The sequence below is a fragment of the Halomonas alkalicola genome (assembly GCF_030704205.1).
GTDB classification, from domain to species: domain Bacteria; phylum Pseudomonadota; class Gammaproteobacteria; order Pseudomonadales; family Halomonadaceae; genus Halomonas; species Halomonas alkalicola.
Genome location: NZ_CP131913.1, coordinates 981,254 through 1,000,960, shown reverse-complemented (window position 1 = coordinate 1,000,960; position 19,707 = coordinate 981,254). Strand labels below are relative to the sequence as shown.

The window sequence follows — 19,707 nt, the reverse complement described above, 5'->3', positions numbered from 1 at the left end:
CGGCTGGCCAGCGAGCTCAAAGAGGCGCATCACACCGCATGGATGGCAGGTGCCAAGCCAGCATGCAGTGGGGCGGTAGCGTGCCTGAATGACCAAGCGAGCAGGCACGCGAATCCTTCTTATGTAGCCAAGCTATTCTTAATTTCAAAAGAAATCAGCTGGTTAGTGGAAAAGTTGCACGCTCGTTTATTGACTTGAACGCGGGCGCTCGTTCAAGTCAATAAACGAGCGTGCTGTCTAATACCTGTTATGCATTTTTTGAGAAAAGAGGAACTATGGTTGTTGAAGTCAGGCGAGCAGAGCCATCAGATGCTAAAGCGATAAAAGGAATTTATGAGTGCCCAAATGCTTACACTGGCACATTACAACTTCCGCTTCCATCCTCAGATATGTGGGAAAAACGTTTCCAGGCTATTCCAGAGCATGTTTATGCGTATGTGGCAGTAGTGGACGGTGAAGTAGTAGGTAATTTAGGCTTTGAGCTATGTGCCAATCCGCGACGCCGTCACGTTGGTACATTCGGTATGGGCGTCAAAGACGATGTTCAAGGTTTAGGTGTTGGTAGTGCTTTACTGAAAACGGTTATCGATTTAGCGGATAACTGGCTAAATTTGAAACGAATCGAATTGACGGTGTATGTGGATAACGAACGAGCGATTAATTTGTACAAGAAATTTGGCTTTGAGATTGAAGGTGAGTCGAAAGCTTATGCGTTCAGAAATGGCTGCTACGTTGACGTTTACCACATGGCTCGCGTTGTGGCACATGCATAACAAACGCTTCAAGAGGGACTTCCAACGCGTGGCATTTTCATTATGCGTTGATTTTGGTGGTTTTATTGTTATGCGGAAACTTGGTAGTAGCGTTGTCAGCCCCTTAAGCGGGCGTTATGTTTACACTTGGCATCTGGAACAGATGCTGCCCATATTGGAAGCCTTAAAATGTTTGACTACACGCTTGTTCACTGGATGACATTTTTTTCAGCGGCGGTTCTTCTGAATCTGTCCCCTGGCCCAGAAAGTGCCTTCATTTTGGGCCAGACCTTGCGAAATGGACGTAGACAAGGCTTTGCCGCGATGTTTGGAACTTGGACAGGTGGGGGGCTGCATGTGGTCATGGCAGCCGCCGGCCTCTCGGCAATTCTCGCAACATCAGCTGTGGCTTTTTCGATTATAAAGTGGTTAGGCGCTGCATATTTGATATGGCTTGGGTTCATGATGCTGCTGTCGCGTGAAGATTCACCAGCTTCGAACGAGGAACCAAAAAGGAAAAATGAATATTCGATCTATGGTCAAGGGGTGTTAGTTGCAACTCTCAACCCGAAGGTGGCCATCTTTTTTCTGGCGTTCTTACCGCAGTTTGTTGTTGAGGGGGCTGGTTCTCCTGGCGCTCAATTATTTCTCCATGGATGTCTGATAATTATTATTGCTGCTTTCATAGATCCTTTTTTAGTTATGATTGGATCTCGTTTAGGGACGTTTTTCAAGAAAAAACAGAAAGTTGCATTGTGGGCCAATCGTGCTCTTGGGGGAGTGTTTGTAACCTTGGGTGTGCGCCTCGCGTCAAGTGCCAGGTAGTAATACCGTTGCACACAGCAATGCAGAAAGGAGTAAATAGTGTTGAAGCCCGTGATACAGGAAGAAATTTCAGGATGCGGAATTGCGTCTGTAGCCAACATTCTGGGAAAAACGTATTCGGAAATGAAAGCTACCGCAAATGCAATGGGAATTTATGCTGAAGATGAGTCGCTTTGGTCTGATACTCAATATGTGAGAACGATGTTAACTCATGCAGGCGTCGAGACGTCAGCTGGTGAGATTCCATTTGAATCGTGGGATGCGTTGCCTGATTTGGCATTACTGTCCATCAAGCACCATCAAGAAAATGGCAGAAACTTCTGGCACTGGGTTGTTTTCAAACGCGTAGAAGATCGGGGTTTTGTTTTGGATTCAGCGAGCTACCTGCCATCAAATATTCGAACGGACTTCAGTGAAATGCAGCCCAAGTGGTTCATCAAAGTAACAAATACATAACCAGACCATGCACCGGATGCCAAACCCTTCGCTCCGCTGCGGATTTTTCACCGGTGATGGTAGCGTTATATTCAAGGAGCCAAATTTAATGCCATATGATCTTTTTGACCTCACAGGTCTCCTTGAACACACCATTCGAACAACGGTTAAAAACGTTGGGATTTGGGATTGGGATGAAGACCACATCACGCGAAGTATTCTGACGCAATTGCGACAAGAGCTTGGTCGAGTTGAGCTGATGGGCGACGACGTCCGAAGCCACCTGCACTGGGAGGCCTATAAGCTGAGTGGTTCCTACGAAAATCGGTTTGGCGATATAGCAGTGCTGGTCAAGATTAACTACAAGGACGGTGAACATCTTCAGGGGGCAGCATTCCTTGAGGCGAAGCGGCGACAACGAAGAAAGACCAACTTTGACGCCATGCGTGCACAACAGGTCAATAAAATCCTTAAGCATGCACCAAGGGCTCAATATCTGCTGTACGACTATGAAGATATTACGGGCTTTCAGTCTGCTCCGGCATTTCTTCATGAAATCAGAAATTTCTATCGAAGAAATTGGCAAACTGGTTCAGTTGCTCTACGAACAAGCGCTGTATGTGTGCCGCTGAACGTGGCTAAAGCAACAGGGTATAAAGATACCCTACTATATCGGTATGCAACGCCGCTTTCGATGATGCTCTCGTGCCGGTATTTTCAGGGGCTCGATCTAGAGTTTGGAAAAGAAGCGATTGAAGTGGCGTGTGGTTACCTCGAAAAGTTTGGATTGCCTTCGTACGTTTTGGAAGTCGAGATTTCGGAAGCGGGTGCTGAGCCAAAGGAAAATACAGCTTACGTCAACCGGCAGCGCTATGAACCGATGGATTGAATATAACAAGGCCAAGCACAGCGACAGCTTTTCCGTTGCGGCTTCGCCTTCACTGCAAAGCTGCGCGTGTTAGCGGCGTTAGTCACTCAAGATAACGAGGAAGGTTCCCATGCAGGGAGAAGACCGTCTAATTGACGAGTTGAATAAGATCATTGAAAAGCCGAGCGGCAAACAGGCAGTAAGGTATCTTCTGAATGCAATGGGAGGAATACCATTTGTGGGTGGAGCAATAGCAGGCGTAGGTAGTGCTTGGGGTGAGAAGGAGTAGCAAAAGTTTAATGAGATAGTTACTGAGTGGGCTTCCCAGGCTGATACTGATATTGCAAGGTTGTTAGAAGTGCTTGGAGACCAACTCAGGGAGCCGACACAAGCTCATCTTGCTATTTTAATCGGTGAGATAACGGGCCTAGATATTTCTTCCGTCTCAGAAGAAGCTCATGTTCCTGTGGTATTGAATGGTGAAACAGTGTCTGAGCTTCAACCATATGTGCAGAAAAGTTGGGTTTCACCTCGGTCAAACAGAAATTTCACCAATATGGGTGCGGGTAATCGAATCGGGAATTCAATAGAAGATAGGAAGCGACCTTGGGGAATGGGGAATGGCTTTATCCTTACCGTATCTCGTTTGTACTTCGAAGGCGAAGATGACTAACAAAGCCATTAAATTCGCTACCTTCGGTCGCCGGACCTCATTTTACTCGCCGTTTATGGCGTGCGTTATGTTTTTAGAGTGAGGAAGAATGGTTAAAGGGAATCACCAAGGTCAGATATTACGAGATCATAAGAAGGTGGGGAAAAAATTCATACCACCTTTGATGCAGCTCCCCAATATGAAAGAAATGTCATTTAGGGATAATACGCTGCCTTGTCTGATTTGGCTATCGGCTATTTTTCTTCGAAATCCTGATCGGCAATCCGTTCATTATGTCATCGAATTCCTTGTCAGATGCAAGGATATTTTGGATGATGACAAATCACCAGCACTAGTGTTTCTGAATAACTTTGACAAACTGACTGCTGAGCAAAAGAGAAGGATTTTGGATGGTATCGAAAATCAGGCTGTGCTCAATTTCCTTAGAGAAAGCTTGGTTCATCAGTATCACCTTCTAGAAGATTACCCCCTTGACTTTCTTTTTGAAGATTATACCTATGGTGTTGATAAGGAAGAAGCATTGGAGCAACTTAGAGAAGATGTTTCGGCTTTGCTAGATCGATCTACAATGCACTCTACCAAGGTCCAGACTACAGCATTCGTTTCAATGGTGGCTACTGGTAAGTTGTTTTTAAGTTCAGCAATAGACCTTCCTGATTTCAATTCAATTTTTACAGTTCCTGATTCGGAAGAAAGCAAAAGAGTCGCTTCTTTTGTGCGTGCAAACATAAATGTCGGAGCAGGATTTCAGGATGCAGAAGGAGGTGAAAACGAATGGTCAAAATCATTCTGGAGTCAGTGTTTTGACTTGGAGGCTTGTTCATAAATGGAAGATAAAAACCCAGTTTCAGAGTTGATTGAGTCGTATGAATCATATCTAAAATCAAGCTTTGAAGAGCTTTGGGGAAGTGTGAAAATTGAGTACGATAAGTTAGACCCGCCTTATTCACGAGGGCGCTGATTGAGCGGTCTGAAGGTACTGGCTGTTGGCATTGCTTATCAGGATTCGCCTCTTCAGCGCGAGTGGCTGTTGAGTAATGCCAGAACGCAGCCCTTTTTCCTACTTACTTATAGCTCTTTGGAATCAATGGCGGCCGTCCAAGCAGCCGTGATCGCCGACCGCCGCTCCGTCGCTCGCTTTCTGATGCTGTGGTGGTCTCGCAGGAGCGTCAGCTCAGTGCGGTCAGCTTCGGTAGCCCCTTCAGCAGCGTCGGCCACCACTTGTCGGCGGCGGCACCCAGATGAACGGTGATTCGCCGAGCGTGCAGCCTCAGCGTGGCGGCGACCTTGAGCACCTGCTCGCGCATCCGGCTCAGGCTCCAGCCTTGTCGGGTTTGCCGCTCCAGGAGGCAGCGCAGGCCATGCAGGACCTGGTAGGCGTAGAGACTGAGCAGCAAGCTCACCTCGTTGCGCGCCATCACGTCCTGAACGGTGGAGGCGCCGCGATCGGTCGACGAGAGGTGCACGTCGAGCGCCGACTTCACTTCGCCCATGTGCGCCTCGGCGCTGCCGCGCTTGCGATAGAGTGCTAGGACCTTCTCTGGCGGCCAGTCGAACTTGCTGAGGTTGGTGACCAGGAAGAAGGCATGCAGCAGCAGGTCATCGGGGCGCTCCTGCACGACCAGCACGACGCGCCGTGGTGCCGGCCAGGAACCGGCTTGGTACTCAAGGTCATGGCACCATTCTCGAGGCTGTTCAGGCGGTCGGCCGCGGGGCCGCTTCAGGTAGGGCGCCGCCAATTTTTGCAGGCCCTTGTGGCTGCGTAACCGGCCCAGATACTCGATGTCGCGCTCTTCCAGCGCCTCCAGCGTGTCGTTGTCGGTGAATCCGGCATCGATGCGCACCCGAACCTGGGCGCCAGTGCTCTCGTTGAGCCGCGTCACCAGATGGGGGATCCATGTATCGGCATTCTCAGCCGGGCCGGCGTTGCCCTCGCGTAGCAGGCCACCGACCATGTCGCCTGTTTCGGCCAGCGAGGCGACCAGCGGCGAGTAGATGCGGGTACCGTAAAGGCCATGGTAGGCCGAGCCACCTTGGTGACCGTGGACCTCGATCGGCAGGCCGTCGATGTCCAGCGTCAGCTGCTTGGGGCGCTCGCCGTTCTTCAGCGAGGTCAGGCGCCAGAGCACCAGCCGCAGCAGGCCTTCGTGCACGGCATCGATGTTGTCGTTGCGGCCGAGGCAGGTCAGCAGCCGCGACAGCGTGGCTTGAGACGGCCGGTCCTGCGCCAATGGCGTCGTCCCGCGCGCGTCGCTACAGGCCAACTGCCAGAGCGGGTCACGGCGCAGCGTGTCGGTATCGCTGAGATCGATCCAGCCCATCGCGCGCTGCAGCACCAGGGTGCGTAGCTGACTGGCCAGGGAGTGGCGGATACGCAGCGGGTGACGCGGATCGACCAGGTTGTCTTCGAGCGCCTCAATCACGCCGCTGTTGTCGAGGGCTTCACGCAGCAACAAAGCGCCGCTGTCGCTGGTGGTGCGGTGGCCGCTCAGCTCGACACGGACAGAGCCGTTGCACGAGGGCGTCCAGGTGGATAGGCTTTCACCCATAGCGGATGGCTCCCTTGGATCAGGTTCTTGGCGGAACACACTGAATTTTCAAGAGGATACCATCCGCTATCTTCGTTTTCAGGCCGGTCTCATGAATAAGGCGGGTTAGAGGCATACTCTGTGATTGGAGGGCTTTTGTCCCGCCAGGTCACCATGTCTATTCAAATGGCAAGATCGCCGAATATATGGAACGGACATTCGGCCCCATTGTTTCTACGAGCGATGACAGATTTACATATAGCGTTGTCGTGGATCATGCTAGATTTAGAGGAGCGTTCAAAAAAATATATATTGCATGGGTTAGGCGAAGAGAAGCTTCTTATGGAGCACTTCAAGAAAGAGTTGGAGGATAACCCTGAAAACCCTAATAATGAACAATTAATTCAGCTTGTTGATTATAAATCTGCTTGGATAAATTCACAGCGTCGTGACTTTTTTGTTGAGGTCAATCTTGGTAATTGGGCGCAGTTGGATTACAGGCGAATGTCTCAGGAAGCTGATTGTGAAGGTTTGTATAAGTTTGCATATAAGCCATTTAGCCATGCTGCTCATAACATGTGGCCTCATGTATCAATTTATAACTGTAAAGATTGCAATAGCCCACTTCACAAGCATCATCTCATTCCAGATTTATTCGAAGCTCCTATAGATATAGATTTTCTATTTAGATCATGTAAGTACGTCCATATGGCCTACGAGCTCTTCATGGAAAAATTTAGCTTAGTTGTTCAAGCTCCTATGCCAATGGACTGGTGGTACAATTATTTCGACGATGATGGCGATACAGAAGATGATGAAGCATAACAGACGCGTAAAATGCGACGCTCGTGCCTCGCGCGCTTTGCGCGGGCGTTATTTATTCAGGAGGTAACTTGATTAATATTGTGGGAAGATGGCGAATCAAGTGGATGGAGATGTGGGATCAAGATTTTGTTGATCTTATCGAGCCCGGGTATTTTCAGTTCGATAAAGACGGCCTTGGTTTCTTCATGTTCGGCGCAGTCGAGGGGGAAATCGATTATCGCGTTACTGATGATGGAGCGCGCGTCGAATTCTCGTGGTCCGGCAATGACGATGGCCGCGAGAACTCTGGCCGTGGTTGGTTCCAGTTTCAATCTGCAGGCTCAGCTAAAGGCAAGATATTCATTCATTGTGGAGACGAGTCGGCTGTGAATATCGAGTTTCAAGCATAACCAGGGCATGCGCCGGATGCCAAAACTTACGCTTCGCTGCGGATTTGCCACCGGTGATGACAGACGCTGCAACGCAAGAGGGCCCGCCAATGGCGGGCCCTCTGCATTCTGGCCGTCGGAATGGCTGATCGCCGTTACTGACGGTAGGCGGATTCCTTCAGGGCGCGGATGCGATCGTCCAGCGGTGGATGGCTGGCGAACAGGCGCTCCATCAGCGACTTGGTCTGGCCCTTGGTGATGGCCATGGCGCGCAGGGTGTCCGGCATCTGGTCGGGCATCTCGGTCTCCGCCTTGAGGCGGGCGAGGGCGTTGATCATGGCGCCGGAGCCGGCCAGCTTGGCGCCGGCGGCGTCGGCGCGGTACTCGCGGAAGCGCGAGAACCAGGCGACGATGGCCGAGGCGATGATGCCGAACACGATCTCGGCGACGATCACCACCGCGAAGTAGCCCATGAAGCCGAGCCCCGCGCCGTCGCTGCGGCTCTTGAGGAACTGGTCCACCAGGTGGGCGACCACCCGGGCGAAGAACATCACGAAGGTGTTCACCACCCCCTGGATCAGCGCCAGGGTCACCATGTCACCGTTGGCCACGTGGCCGATCTCGTGGGCCAGCACCGCGCGCACCTCCTCGGGGCGCATGCGGTTGAGCAGGCCGGCGGAGACCGCCACCAGGGCGTCATTGCGGTTCCAGCCGGTGGCGAAGGCGTTGGACTGCTGGGCGGGGAAGATGCCCACCTCGGGCGTCTTGATGCCGGCCTCCCGGGAGAGCTCTTCCACGGTGTCGAGCAGCCACTTCTCGGTGGCGTTGCTTGGCGTCTCGATGATCACGGTGCCGGTGCTGCGCTTGGCCATCCACTTGGAGATGAACAGCGAGATCATCGAGCCTGCCATGCCGACGATGAAGCAGAAGATCAGCAGGCTGTTGAAGTTGATGCCCTGGCCGCGCAGATAGCCTTCCACCCCCAGCAGCCGCAGGGTGATGCTGGCGACGATGATGACGCCCAGGTTGGTGCCCAGAAAGAGCAGGATTCTCATCATGGTGCAGTCTCCAATGGTTATCGAGGGAAAGGGGATCCGAAGTGAGGTGCCGCGCGGGGGCGCGGCGTTCAGAAGCTTTGGCTTAGATACGTCCGGAGCCCGCGGGTTTCAAGCGCCGCGGGCGCCGGGCCTGCGCCACTACTGGCGATAGCGCGACAGGAAGCGCTCGAAGCGCTCCAGGGCGTCGCCGAGCTGGTCGGCCCAAGGCAGGGTGACGATGCGCACGTGGTCCGGCTCCGGCCAGTTGAAGGCGGTGCCCTGGACCAGCAGGATCTTCTCCTGCAGCAGCAGGTCGAGCACCAGCTGCTGGTCGTCGCGGATGTTGTAGACCTTGGGGTCGAGCCGCGGGAAGGCGTAGAGCGCCCCCTTGGGCTTGACGCAGCTCACCCCGGGGATGGCGTTGAGCCGCTCATGGGTGATGTCACGCTGGGCCAGCAGGCGCCCGCCGGGCAGGATCAGGTCGTTGATCGACTGGTAGCCGCCCAGCGCCGTCTGGATGGCGTGCTGGGCCGGCACGTTGGCACACAGGCGCATGGAGGCGAGCATGGTCAGCCCCCGGATGAAGTCGGCGGCGCGCTGCTTGGCGAGGTTGCCGGAGAGGATCATCCAGCCGGAGCGGAAGCCGGCGCAGCGGTAGCTCTTGGAGAGCCCGTTCATGGTCACCACCAGCTGATCCTCGCCGGCCAGGGCGCCGGTGGAGACGTGCTCGACGCCGTCGTAGAGGATCTTGTCGTAGATCTCGTCGGAGAAGACCACCAGGTCGTGCTGACGGGCGATCTCCAGCAGCTCGCGCACCACCTCGGGCGGATAGACGGCGCCGGTGGGGTTGTTGGGGTTGATGATCACGATGGCCCGGGTGTGGCTGGTCACCTTGCTGCGGATATCGTCGAGATCCGGCGCCCAGTCGGCCTGCTCGTCGCACAGGTAGTGCACAGCGCGCCCTCCGGAGAGGTTGGCGGCGGCGGTCCACAGCGGGTAGTCCGGCGCCGGGATCAGCACCTCGTCGCCGTCGTTGAGCAGCGCCTGCATGGCCATCACGATCAGCTCGGAGACGCCGTTGCCGATGTAGATGTCCTCGATGCCGACATTGGGTATGTTCTTGCGCTGGCACTCCTGCATGATCGCCTTGCGCGCCGAGTAGAGCCCCTTGGAGTCGCAGTAGCCCTGGGCGGTGGGCAGGTTGCGCATCACGTCCTGGAGGATCTCCTCCGGCGCCTCGAAGCCGAACGGGGCGGGGTTGCCGATGTTGAGCTTGAGGATGCGCTGGCCTTCCTCTTCCAGCCGCTTGGCGTGGTCGAGCACCGGGCCGCGGATGTCATAGCAGACGTTGTGCAGCTTGTGCGATTTCCGGATCGGGGTGGTGTCCATGTCGTTCGGTGTCCAGTGTCCAGGGCGGCGGGCGAAAGGGGATTATGCGGTGTGGTCGGGGCCGGCGTCATCCTCGGCGCAGGCCGGTTCTTCCACGGGCTCGGGGGGAATATCCGCCGGGGTCTCCAGGGTAAGGCGGCCGAGCTTGCCGTCGCGCAGCTCGTGGAGCAGCACCTCGGCGCCGCGGTGCAGGTCCACCTCGCCGCCGGGGCGCAGGCCGCCGCGGCGGCTGGCGATCTCGGTCAGGATGGCGTGGCCATCGAAGCCGGCCAGCGCCAGCAGGTCCACGCGCACCGGGCCGTCGGCCTCGACCCGCTCGGTCTCGGGGTTGGCCGTGTAGGCCGGCAGCGCCTTGAGCCTGTAGCGCGCGGTGAGCGCCTCGGGGTAGCGGCGCGCCAGTTCGGCGGCGGTGACCACCGCCACGTCGACATAGTCGATGGCGGTATCGCGGATGGCGCCGCTGGCGGCCAGCCGATAGGCGCTGGCCTGGTCCTCGATCTTGGGCCACAGCACCCCGGGGGTGTCGATGATGGCGACGCGCCCGCCGATGCGCACCTTCTGCTGGCGCTTGGTGACCGCGGGCTCGTTGCCGGTCTTGGCGATGCTCCTGCCGGCCAGGCCGTTGATCAGGGTCGACTTGCCGACATTGGGAATGCCCATCACCATCACCCGCACGTCGCGGTCGGCACGCACCTGTCCTGCCAGCTCGTGGCAGAGCTTGGGGATGCGCTTGAGCTCCCGGGCGTTGGTGGTGGTGACGGCGAGCGCGCGCATGTCGGGCTGGGCGTCGAAGTAGGCGACCCACTCCTTGGTGCGCGCCGGGTCGGCCAGGTCGGCCCGCGACAGCAGCTTCAGCACCGGCTTGTGACGGGTCAGCTGGGCGAGCATGGGGTTGGCGCTGGAGTAGGGCAGGCGGGCGTCGAGGACCTCGATCACCACGTCGATCTCCGGCAGCGCCTCGGTGATCTGGCGCCTTGCCTTGTGCATGTGTCCCGGGTACCAGCCGAGCATGGGGGCCTCACTTGGGTCAGCCAAAAGAACGGCCGCCCATCTTACCAGATGGGCGGCCGCGGCAGGATGAGGTGGTCGGCGACTCGCCGGGGCGCTACTCCCCGGCGTGGAAGTCGATGGCCACCGAGTTGATGCAGTAGCGCAGGCCGGTGGTGTCCGGCGGGCCGTCGGGAAACACATGGCCCAGGTGGGCATCGCAGTGGGCGCAGGTCACCTCGGTGCGCAGCATGCCGTGGGAGGTGTCCTGGCGCTCCTCGAGGCTATGCTGGCCGAGCGGCCTGTCGAAGCTCGGCCAGCCGCAGCCGGCGTCGAACTTGTGCTCGTTCTCGAACAGCGGGGCATTGCAGCAGACGCAGTGGTAGATGCCGTGCTCGTCGCTGACCCGGTAGTCACCGCTGAAGGGCGGCTCGGTGCCCTGCTGGCGGGTGACCCGGTACTGCTCGGGCGTCAGCTGCTGGCGCCACTCGGCCTCGCTCTTCTCGATCTTGGTTCGCATAGCCTCTCTCCTCGTCGTCGGGGCCTGTGAGGTCCTCTCATTGTGGCACCCCGCGGCAGGAATGTGACCGGCAACGGCCGCTCGGGTATCACGCCGGCTCAACGCTGAGCGCTCGCCGGGGCGAGCGCTCAGGAGGAACCGCGGACCTAGACCGCGGGCCTATACATTGAAGCGGAAGTGGATCACGTCGCCGTCCTGGACGATGTACTCCTTGCCTTCCAGGCGCCACTTGCCGGCGTCCTTGGCGCCCTGCTCGCCGCCGAGGCTCACGAAGTCGTCGTAGGCGATGACCTCGGCGCGGATGAAGCCCTTCTGGAAGTCGGTGTGGATCACGCCGGCGGCCTCGGGGGCGGTGGCGCCCACCTTGACGGTCCAGGCGCGTACCTCCTTCACCCCGGCGGTGAAGTAGGTCTGCAGGCCGAGCAGGGCGTAGCCGGCGCGGATCACTCGGTCGAGGCCCGGCTCCTCCATGCCCATCTCGTCGAGGAACATGGCGCGCTCCTCGTCATCGAGCTCGGCGATCTCCGCCTCGAGCTGGTTGCACACCGGCACCACCACGGCGCCCTCGGCCTCGGCGATCTCGCGCACCACGTCGAGATAGGGGTTGGCCTCGAAGCCGTCCTCGTTGACGTTGGCGATGTACATGGTGGGCTTCAGGGTCAGGAAGCCGAAGCCCTTGAGCTGCTTCTTCTCGTCCTCGTCGAGGCCGAAGCTGCGCAGCGGCATGCCCTCGGCCAGGTGGGGCTGGATGCGCTCGAGGATCGCCTTGGTGGCGATGGCCTCCTTGTCGCCGCCCTTGGCCACTCGCACCAGGCGCTGGATGGCGCGCTCCACGGTGTCGAGGTCGGCCAGCGCCAGCTCCATGTTGATGATCTCGATGTCCGCCCGCGGGTCCACCTGGTTGGCGACATGGATGACGTTGTCGTTGTCGAAGCAGCGCACCACGTGGGCGATGGCCTGGGTCTCGCGGATGTTGGCCAGGAACTTGTTGCCGAGGCCCTCGCCCTTGGAGGCACCCGCCACCAGCCCGGCGATGTCGACGAACTCCATGGTGGTGGGCAGCACCTTCTGCGGCTTGACGATCTCGGCGAGCCGGTCGAGGCGCGGGTCGGGCATCGGCACGATGCCGACGTTGGGCTCGATGGTGCAGAAGGGGAAGTTCTCGGCGTCGATGCCGGACTTGGTGAGGGCGTTGAAGAGGGTCGACTTGCCGACGTTGGGCAGGCCGACGATACCGCAGTTGAAACCCATGGGATCGTCCTGGAAAGCGTGTTCGCGATTGGAAGGTGGCGTCTATTCTACGCGGGCGAAGCGCGTTTGAAACGTTAGGCGCTCTTGAAACTGTGCAGCCGGTTCATGGCCTTGACCCAGTCGCCGGCGAGGGCCTGGGGCAGGGTGGCCAGGCACTCGTCGATGGCGGCCTCGATGGCGCCATGCTCGGCCTTGCCGGGGCGCCCCAGCACGAAGTGGGTCACCTGTTTCGCATCGCCCGGGTGGCCGATGCCGATGCGCAGGCGGTGGAAGCCGCGCTCGTTGCCCAGGGCGCTGATGATGTCGCGCAGCCCGTTGTGGCCGCCGTGGCCGCCGCCGGTCTTGTAGCGGGCGGTGCCGGGGGGGATGTCCAGCTCGTCGTGGGCCACCAGCAGCTCGTCCGGGGCGATCTTGTAGAACTGGCAGAGGGCCGCCACGGCGCCACCGCTGCGGTTCATGAAGGTCGTCGGGTTGAGCAGGTGGAGGTCGTGGCCCTCGAACTGCACCCGGGCATGAAGCCCGAGGAACTTGCGGTCGGGGCGCAGCTCGGCCCCTGCGCGGCGGGCCACCGCCTCCACCAGCCAGGCGCCGGCATTGTGGCGGGTGGCCTCATAGTCGGCGCCGGGGTTGCCCAGCCCGATGATCGCTCTGACCTGACTCATGGGTTGCCTCCAAAAAAAATCAAGCGCCGGGGCGCTTGATCGTAACCGGAAGGGGCCGTGCCTGGCACGGCCCCGGGCGGTCGGATGGAGCGGTGAGGATTACTCCTCGCCCTGCTCGCCTTCCTCGCCTTCACCGGCTTCCTCGCCACCGCGGACCTTGGCCTTGGTGATGCTGAGGATCGCCTGGTTGTGGTCTTCGCCGTGGGTCAGCTCGACCAGGGTCACGCCGGCCGGCAGGACCAGGTCGGTCAGGTGCAGGGTGGAGCCCAGCTCGACGTCGGCGATGTTCACTTCCAGGAAGTCCGGCAGGTCCTTCGGCAGGCAGCTGATCTGGACTTCGTTGGCCAGCACGTGCAGCTCGCCGCCGTTGTCCTTGATGGCCTTGGACTTCTCTTCGCCCACCACGTGCAGCGGCACGTTGATGGTGATCTCGTGGGTGGCGTCCACGCGCAGGAAGTCGGCGTGGGTGATCAGCGGCTTGAAGGGGTGACGCTGCATGTCACGCACCACGACCTGCTCGCTCTTGCCGTCGATGACCAGGTTGATCACGGAGGAGAAGAAGGACTCGCTCTCGGCGGCCTTGTAGAACGCGGACTTCTCGACGGAGATCGGCTGGGGCGCCTTCTCACCACCGTAGACGATGGCCGGCACCTGGAGGTTCGCACGACGCAGGCGGCGGCTCGCACCTTTCCCCAGGTCGTTACGAACGCTGGCGTTAAGGGTAAAATCAGACATGGTATTGCCTCTTCAGTGAAGTAAGGAAGGCGCCACGGCCCGCGACCTGACCGTGACGCTTCCAGTTGCCCCGCAGGGCGCTTTCCGACGCGGTTCCCGAGGCGTGCCTCAGTGGAACATGGCGCTGACGGATTCCTCGTTGCTCACCCGACGGATCGCCTCGGCGATCAGCCCGGCCACGCTGAGCTGGCGGATATGGCCACAGCGGCGTGCGTTGTCGGAGAGCGGAATGGTATCGGTGACCACCACCTCGTCGAGCACCGAGCCGACGATGTTGTCGACCGCAGGCCCCGAGAGGATGGGGTGAGTGGCGTAGGCCACCACGCGCTGGGCGCCGTGGTCCTTGAGGGCCTCGCCGGCCTTGCACAGGGTGCCGGCGGTGTCGATCATGTCGTCGACCACCACGCAGTTGCGCCCCTCGATCTCGCCGATGATGTGCATCACCTGGGCCTGGTTGGCGGAGGGGCGACGCTTGTCGATGATGGCGAGATCGGCGTTGAGCTGCTTGGCGATGGCGCGTGCGCGGACCACGCCGCCCACGTCGGGGGAGACCACCACCAGGTTCTCGTAGTTCTGGCGCTCGATATCGTCGAGCAGGATCGGCGAGCCGTAGACGTTGTCCACCGGCACGTCGAAGAAGCCCTGGATCTGGTCGGCGTGCAGGTCCATGGTCATCACCCGGTCGACGCCGGCCTTGACCAGCATGTCGGCGACGATCTTGGCGGAGATGGGCACGCGGGCGGAGCGCACGCGACGATCCTGACGGGCGTAGCCGAAGTAGGGCACGACCGCAGTGATGCGGTGGGCCGAGGCGCGACGCAGGGCGTCCACCATCAGCACCAGCTCCATCAGGTTGTCATTGGTCGGTGCACAGGTGGACTGGAGGACGAAGACGTCCTTGCCGCGCACGTTCTCGTTGATCTCGACCGCGATCTCGCCGTCGCTGAACTGACCGACCGTGGCGTTGCCCATGCGGGTGTCCAGACTCTCGGCGATCTTCCGGGCGAGTTCGGGATTGGCGTTCCCGGCGAAAACCATCAATTTTGACACGCGCAGCCACCTATGCAGGGTTGGGTCATCAGGAGTCGAGTTCCACAGCGTCATGGCCCAGGACGTCGTCGTCCAGAACATCGTGGTCCAGAACATCATGGAGAGGGGAGCGGTTCAGCCCGCGGGCCTTGAAGGTCGGCCAGCGTCCGGCGATCTCGGCCAGCAGCCGGTCGGCCTCGGCCTCGCTGGCCAGACGGGCGAAGATGCAGGCGCCGGTGCCGGTCAGCAGGGCCGGTGCTCGTGCCGATAGCCAGTCGAGCGCCTCCGCCACGGGCGGATAGAGGGCCCTGACCGTGGCCTCGCAGTCGTTGCGCCAGCTCGACGCACCCCCCTGAAGTGCGCGCGCCATGGTAATCGGGGGGGTGTTGCGTGTCAATTCGGGGGCCCCGAACACCGCCGGGGTGGAGACCGCCACGCCGGGATGCACCACCACGAACCATGGGGTGTCGAGCTCGACGGGGGTGAGACGCTCGCCGACCCCCTCTCCCCAGGCGGCGTGGCCGCGCACGAACACCGGCACGTCGGCGCCCAGGGTGAGCCCCAGCTCGGCCAGGCGGTCCAGGGTCAGCCCCAGCTGCCACAGGGCATTGAGGCCGAGCAGGGCGGTGGCGGCATCGCTGCTGCCGCCGCCCAGCCCGCCGCCCAGGGGCAGGCGCTTCTCGAGGTGGATCTCGGCGCCCAGCCGGCAGCCGCTCTCTGCCTGCAGCGCTCGGGCGGCGCGCACGATCAGGTTCTCCTCGGCGGGCACCCCGGGAATCTCCGGGGTCAGGCGGATCTCGCCATCCTCGCGAAGGTGGAAGCGCAGGGTGTCGCCGTGGTCGAGGAACTGGAACAGCGTCTGCAGCTCGTGGTAGCCGTCCGGGCGGCGTCCGAGGATATGCAGCAGGCGGTTGAGCTTGGCCGGGGCCGGCAGGACAAGGGGCTTGTTCATCAACCTGCTCATCGACCTACTCATCGACGACCGGGCGCCAGTCGGTGACCACCAGAGTGACGCGCAGGTCGCCGTAGTTCATCACCAGCCGGCGCGGCAGCCAGAGCTCCTCGGCCAGGGTCCAGTCGCGGTACTCGATCTGCCAGCCATCCTGCTCGAGCCGCTGGGGGAAGCCGAGCTCATCCTCTTCCAGGTGGTAGTCGCTCTGCGAGCCGGGCAGGCCGCGAACCCAGTCCTGCAGCGCGCCCATCGGCAGCGACCAGCCGAGCTGCTCCTCCATCAGCGCCTCGGGGGTCTCGGCCTCGAAGCGGCCCTCGGAGGTGGTCAGCGAGAAGCGCCCCTCGCGGCCCTCGAGGGTGCTGCGCCCGCTGCCGAAGGGTCCGCTGAGCAGCATCCGGTAGTAGTGGGGGTGCTGGCTCCAGTCGAGGTTGGCGCTGGTGCCGTCCTGGGAGGTGCGCAGTCCGACGCGTGCCACCAGGATCCAGGTGTCCAGGGCCTCGGTGCGCTCGGCCTGGGACTGCCACTGGCCGGCGGCGCGCTCGCCATCCGGGGCTGGCGTGCGCCCGGCACAGCCGGCCAGCAGCAGCAGGGCGAGCAGGGGAATCAGCAGCGTCGTCAGGGAGCGTGGCGTCATGGGTGTCTCGTGGCGGTAGTCGGTGAGAGTCGGGCCTTCAGCGGGCCAGTTCGGGGATGCGCCGCAGCAGGTCATCGACCAGTGGGCGCTCGTCGAAGCGCTCGAGGGCCTCGGCCAGGCGCGCGCGGGCCTCGGCGCGCCGCTCCAGGGCCCACAGCACCTCGATCAGGTGGGCGGCGATCTCCTGGTCCGGCATCTGGGCATAGGCGCGCTCGAGCCAGGGCAGGGCGCGCTCGGGGTCGCCCAGGCGATAGTAGACCCAGCCCAGGCTATCCTTGATGGCGGGGTTACCGGGGTCGAGCTCGTGGGCCCGTTCGATCATTTCGCGCGCCTCGTCCAGGCGCTCGGTCACGTTCATGTCGGCCAGGGTGTAGCCCAGGGCGTTGAGGGCCATGGCGTTGTCCGGGTTGCGCTCGATGATGCGCCCCAGGTCGCGCTCCATCCCCTCGGGGTCGCCGGCCTCCCAGGCGCGCATGCCGCGCAGGTAGAGCAGCTGCTCGTCGTTGGGGGGGCGGTCGAGCTCGCGGTCGAGCAGGGCGGTGGCCTCGTCGGCGAGCCCCTCGCGCCCCAGCAGCTCCACCTCGAGGCTGACCAGGTCGGCGAAGTGGACCTCGTGGCGCAGCCGCTCGATGCGCAGGAAGGCGCGGGCGTCGAGCAGGCGGTCATCCTCGATCAGCATCTCGGCGGCACGCAGGCGTGCCGCCAGGAACTCGGGGCCCGGTGCCACCTGGCGGTAGTAGAGCAGGGCGTTGTCCACCTCGCCCTCCGCCTCGGCGGTGGTGCCGAGCAGGTAGAAGGCCATGGGCGGAGTGTCGGGTTCGTCAACCAGCGGCAGCAGCAGGCGGCGGGCGGCCTCGGTGGCGCGCTCCTCGAGGTAGAGGCGGGCCAGTGCCAGGCGCAGCTCCGCGTTGCCGGGGTGATCCTCCAGCAGGGCGTCGGTGCTCGCCTCGGCGGCGGCCACGTTGCCCAGGCGCAGCTCACTCTGGGCCAGCAGCAGGATGAAGCGGGCATCGTCCGGTGAGATGGCCAGCCCCCGCCGCGCCGCCTCGCGGGCGCCGCGGTGGTCGCCGCGCTCCTGGGCCAGGCGCGCCCGGGTCAGCCACAGCGCCGGCAGCTCCGGCGCACTCTGGCCCAGCCGTTCCAGACGGCGCTCGGCGGCGGCGGTGTCGCCGCTGGAGACCTCCAGCAGCGCGGTGGCAAGCTCCGCGTCCTGGCGGGCTGCGCCCTGTGGCGCGCGGGGCAGCCAGGGGCGGAGCAGCGCCAGCAGCGGTGCCGGGTCGGCGTTCTCGCCAAGCGCCGCCTCGACGAAGGCGGTCAGGTCGCTCTCGCTGCCACGCTCGATCAGCGCCAGGCGCTGGCGCAGCGCATCGGGCCAGTCGCCGCGCTGCACCGCCAGCCCCGCGAGCAGCCGCGAGGGCGCCTCGGCCTCGGGGGCCAGCGCCTGCCAGCGGTCGGCGGCCCGGGCCAGCAGTTCGCGGTCGCTGCTGAAGCTGGCGGCCAGGGCGGCGCGCTCGGCCAGGGCCGGGGCGGCGTAGCGCTCGGTGGCCTCCAGATACCCCAGGGCGGCGCGGCGGTAGTCGCCGCGCTGGCCGGCGAGCTCCGCGGTGAGCAGGCCGGCCAGCCCCTCGGCGTCCAGGCCGCGTTCGATGGGGGGAGCGCCGGCCAACGGGTCGTCCAGCGGCTCGCCCGCCCCGTCCACGGCCGACAGCGTCTGGCAGCCGGCGAGCAGCATGGCCAGCGCCAGCGGGGCCAGGCGGGCGGTGAGCGGGCGAAGTGACGAGGGAAGAGCGGCAGGCATGGGGTTCTCGCTGGCAGGGCCGAGGGGTCAGCATAACGGCTTGACCGGCGTGGGCAAAGCGCACCACCGTAGGCGGCCAAGCGGGCGACGCTATGGTAGAATCCACGCCCAATGATCAGGACGCCGCCAAGGCCGGCCACCACTAGCAAAGATGCCCGACGGATGACGCTGCTTGCCCTAGGAATCAACCATCGAACCGCCACCGTCGAGGTGCGCGAGCAGGTGGCCTTTACCCCCGCCCAGCTGGAAACGGCGCTCGGCGAGCTGCGCGGTTTGCCCCAGGTCAAGGAAGCAGCGGTTCTCTCGACCTGCAATCGTACCGAGCTCTACTGCGTCACCGAGCCCCAGGGGGAGATGGCGATCCTCGACTGGCTGGGTCGCTTCCATGGCCTGCCGGTGGCGGATCTCTCGACCTGCGCCTATCACTATCTGGATAACGAGGCCGCCCGCCACCTGATGCGGGTGGCGGTGGGCCTCGACTCCATGGTGCTCGGCGAGCCGCAGATCCTCGGCCAGCTCAAGGATGCCTATCAGGCCAGCCGCGAGGCTCGCGGGCTCGGCAAGGAGCTCGAGTGCCTCTTCCAGCACACCTTCGCAGTGGCCAAGCAGGTGCGCACCGAGACCGGTATCGGTCGCAACCCCGTCTCCGTGGCCTATGCGGCGGTCAGCCTGGCCAGCCGCATCTTCGATGACTTCGGTCGCGCCCGGGCCCTGCTGATCGGCGCCGGCGAGACCATCGAGCTGGTGGCGCGCCACCTCTTCGAGGCCGGCGTGCGCCAGATCACCGTGGCCAACCGCACTCGGGAGCGCGCCGAGCTGCTGGCCGGCAGCCTGGGCGGGCGCGCCATCACCCTGGACGCCATTCCCGAGGCGCTGGTGGAGGCCGATATCGTCATCTCCTCCACGGCGGCGCCGCTGCCGATCATCGGCAAGGGCATGGTGGAGCGAGCGCTGAAGGCGCGCCGCCACCGCCCCATCTTCATGGTCGACATCGCCGTGCCCCGGGACATCGAGCCCGAGGTGGGCAGGCTCGCCGACATCTTCCTCTACTCCGTCGATGACCTTCAGGAGGTGATCGAGGAGAACCGCCGCCACCGCCAGGTGGCCGCCGACCAGGCCGAATCGCTGATCGAGCACGGGGTGGGCGCCTGGCTCCACGAGCGGCGCATCCGCGGCGGCGGCGAGCTGATCCACGACTTCCGCTCCCGGGGCGAGACGCTGCGCGACCGCTCCCTGGAGCAGGCCCTGATGCGGCTTGGCCGCGGCGAGGACCCCGAGGCGGTGGTGCGCCGCCTGGCGCACCAGCTCACCAACCGGTTACTGCACAGCCCCACCGTGGCGCTGCGCGAGGCCGCCTCCGCCGAACGCCACGACCTGCTCGAGGCCGCCGGCGCCCTGCTGCTCGGCGCCGCCCCCGACAAGACCCGATAGGACAACCC

Annotated in this window: 21 protein-coding genes; 9 read left to right on the top strand and 12 right to left on the bottom strand. The window is 61.9% G+C overall.

Annotated features, from left to right (window positions below; genetic code table 11):
• Positions 1-275 precede the first annotated feature (275 nt).
• The 6 genes from B6N23_RS04820 (at position 276) to B6N23_RS04795 (ending at position 4,379) form a co-directional block, all read left to right on the top strand.
• Positions 276-773, top strand: coding sequence for a GNAT family N-acetyltransferase (locus B6N23_RS04820; protein WP_187984713.1), 498 nt, complete (start codon positions 276-278; stop codon positions 771-773).
• A gap of 168 nt (positions 774-941) precedes the next feature.
• Positions 942-1,577, top strand: a complete 636-nt coding sequence (locus B6N23_RS04815; protein ID WP_305502392.1) for a LysE family translocator — start codon at positions 942-944, stop codon at positions 1,575-1,577.
• Positions 1,578-1,616: 39 nt separating this feature from the next.
• Positions 1,617-2,033 carry a hypothetical protein gene (locus B6N23_RS04810; protein WP_305502390.1) on the top strand — a complete coding sequence of 139 codons (417 nt, stop codon included), beginning with the start codon at positions 1,617-1,619 and terminating at the stop codon, positions 2,031-2,033.
• An 88-nt stretch (positions 2,034-2,121) separates the two neighbouring features.
• Entirely contained in the window at positions 2,122-2,901 is a 780-nt protein-coding gene (locus B6N23_RS04805) for a hypothetical protein (RefSeq protein ID WP_305502387.1), read from the top strand.
• Positions 2,902-3,010: 109 nt separating this feature from the next.
• A complete protein-coding gene (locus tag B6N23_RS04800) occupies positions 3,011-3,169 on the top strand; it encodes a hypothetical protein (RefSeq protein ID WP_305502384.1) in 159 nt (52 codons plus the stop codon).
• 472 nt (positions 3,170-3,641) lie between these two features.
• Entirely contained in the window at positions 3,642-4,379 is a 738-nt protein-coding gene (locus tag B6N23_RS04795; protein ID WP_305502382.1) for a hypothetical protein, read from the top strand.
• Between the two features lie 343 nt (positions 4,380-4,722).
• Here the strand turns inward: B6N23_RS04795 and B6N23_RS04790 are convergent, their stop codons facing one another.
• Positions 4,723-6,141 carry an IS1380 family transposase gene (locus tag B6N23_RS04790; RefSeq protein WP_305501048.1) on the bottom strand — a complete coding sequence of 473 codons (1,419 nt, stop codon included), beginning with the start codon at positions 6,139-6,141 and terminating at the stop codon, positions 4,723-4,725.
• Between the two features lie 81 nt (positions 6,142-6,222).
• Between B6N23_RS04790 and B6N23_RS04785 the strand changes: the two genes are divergently transcribed.
• Both B6N23_RS04785 and B6N23_RS04780 read left to right on the top strand, forming a co-directional pair.
• Complete coding sequence (locus B6N23_RS04785; protein ID WP_379688214.1) at positions 6,223-6,906, top strand: DUF5677 domain-containing protein; 684 nt, start codon at positions 6,223-6,225, stop codon at positions 6,904-6,906.
• 68 nt (positions 6,907-6,974) lie between these two features.
• Positions 6,975-7,295, top strand: coding sequence for a hypothetical protein (locus tag B6N23_RS04780; RefSeq protein ID WP_305502377.1), 321 nt, complete (start codon positions 6,975-6,977; stop codon positions 7,293-7,295).
• 134 nt (positions 7,296-7,429) lie between these two features.
• Here the strand turns inward: B6N23_RS04780 and htpX are convergent, their stop codons facing one another.
• The 11 genes from htpX to B6N23_RS04725 form a co-directional block, all read right to left on the bottom strand.
• Positions 7,430-8,332: a protease HtpX gene (gene htpX / locus B6N23_RS04775; protein WP_305502375.1), complete on the bottom strand. Its 903-nt coding sequence runs from the start codon at positions 8,330-8,332 to the stop codon at positions 7,430-7,432.
• Positions 8,333-8,470: 138 nt separating this feature from the next.
• Positions 8,471-9,700: a pyridoxal phosphate-dependent aminotransferase gene (locus tag B6N23_RS04770; RefSeq protein ID WP_305502369.1), complete on the bottom strand. Its 1,230-nt coding sequence runs from the start codon at positions 9,698-9,700 to the stop codon at positions 8,471-8,473.
• A gap of 42 nt (positions 9,701-9,742) precedes the next feature.
• On the bottom strand, positions 9,743-10,711 hold the full coding sequence (gene ylqF / locus B6N23_RS04765; RefSeq protein WP_305502365.1) for a ribosome biogenesis GTPase YlqF: 969 nt from the start codon (positions 10,709-10,711) through the stop codon (positions 9,743-9,745).
• A 94-nt stretch (positions 10,712-10,805) separates the two neighbouring features.
• Complete coding sequence (gene msrB, locus B6N23_RS04760) at positions 10,806-11,207, bottom strand: peptide-methionine (R)-S-oxide reductase MsrB (RefSeq protein WP_305502358.1); 402 nt, start codon at positions 11,205-11,207, stop codon at positions 10,806-10,808.
• Between the two features lie 159 nt (positions 11,208-11,366).
• Complete coding sequence (gene ychF / locus B6N23_RS04755) at positions 11,367-12,458, bottom strand: redox-regulated ATPase YchF (protein WP_305502356.1); 1,092 nt, start codon at positions 12,456-12,458, stop codon at positions 11,367-11,369.
• A 74-nt stretch (positions 12,459-12,532) separates the two neighbouring features.
• Positions 12,533-13,120, bottom strand: a complete 588-nt coding sequence (pth, locus tag B6N23_RS04750; protein ID WP_305502353.1) for an aminoacyl-tRNA hydrolase — start codon at positions 13,118-13,120, stop codon at positions 12,533-12,535.
• A 99-nt stretch (positions 13,121-13,219) separates the two neighbouring features.
• Positions 13,220-13,855 (bottom strand): 50S ribosomal protein L25/general stress protein Ctc, encoded by a 636-nt coding sequence (locus tag B6N23_RS04745; RefSeq protein WP_119020749.1) that lies wholly within the window; start codon positions 13,853-13,855, stop codon positions 13,220-13,222.
• Positions 13,856-13,963: 108 nt separating this feature from the next.
• Positions 13,964-14,905 carry a ribose-phosphate pyrophosphokinase gene (locus B6N23_RS04740; RefSeq protein ID WP_169957852.1) on the bottom strand — a complete coding sequence of 314 codons (942 nt, stop codon included), beginning with the start codon at positions 14,903-14,905 and terminating at the stop codon, positions 13,964-13,966.
• Positions 14,906-14,933: 28 nt separating this feature from the next.
• A complete protein-coding gene (gene ispE, locus B6N23_RS04735) occupies positions 14,934-15,836 on the bottom strand; it encodes a 4-(cytidine 5'-diphospho)-2-C-methyl-D-erythritol kinase (protein ID WP_305502348.1) in 903 nt (300 codons plus the stop codon).
• A 16-nt stretch (positions 15,837-15,852) separates the two neighbouring features.
• The gene (gene lolB, locus B6N23_RS04730) at positions 15,853-16,470 is read right to left on the bottom strand and encodes a lipoprotein insertase outer membrane protein LolB (protein WP_305502346.1); all 618 of its coding nucleotides are present in this window, start codon (positions 16,468-16,470) and stop codon (positions 15,853-15,855) included.
• Between the two features lie 37 nt (positions 16,471-16,507).
• Entirely contained in the window at positions 16,508-18,268 is a 1,761-nt protein-coding gene (locus B6N23_RS04725; RefSeq protein ID WP_305502344.1) for a tetratricopeptide repeat protein, read from the bottom strand.
• Positions 18,269-18,430: 162 nt separating this feature from the next.
• On the opposite strand from B6N23_RS04725, the gene hemA reads away from it, so the two are divergent.
• Entirely contained in the window at positions 18,431-19,699 is a 1,269-nt protein-coding gene (gene hemA, locus B6N23_RS04720; protein WP_305502341.1) for a glutamyl-tRNA reductase, read from the top strand.
• Positions 19,700-19,707 lie beyond the last annotated feature (8 nt).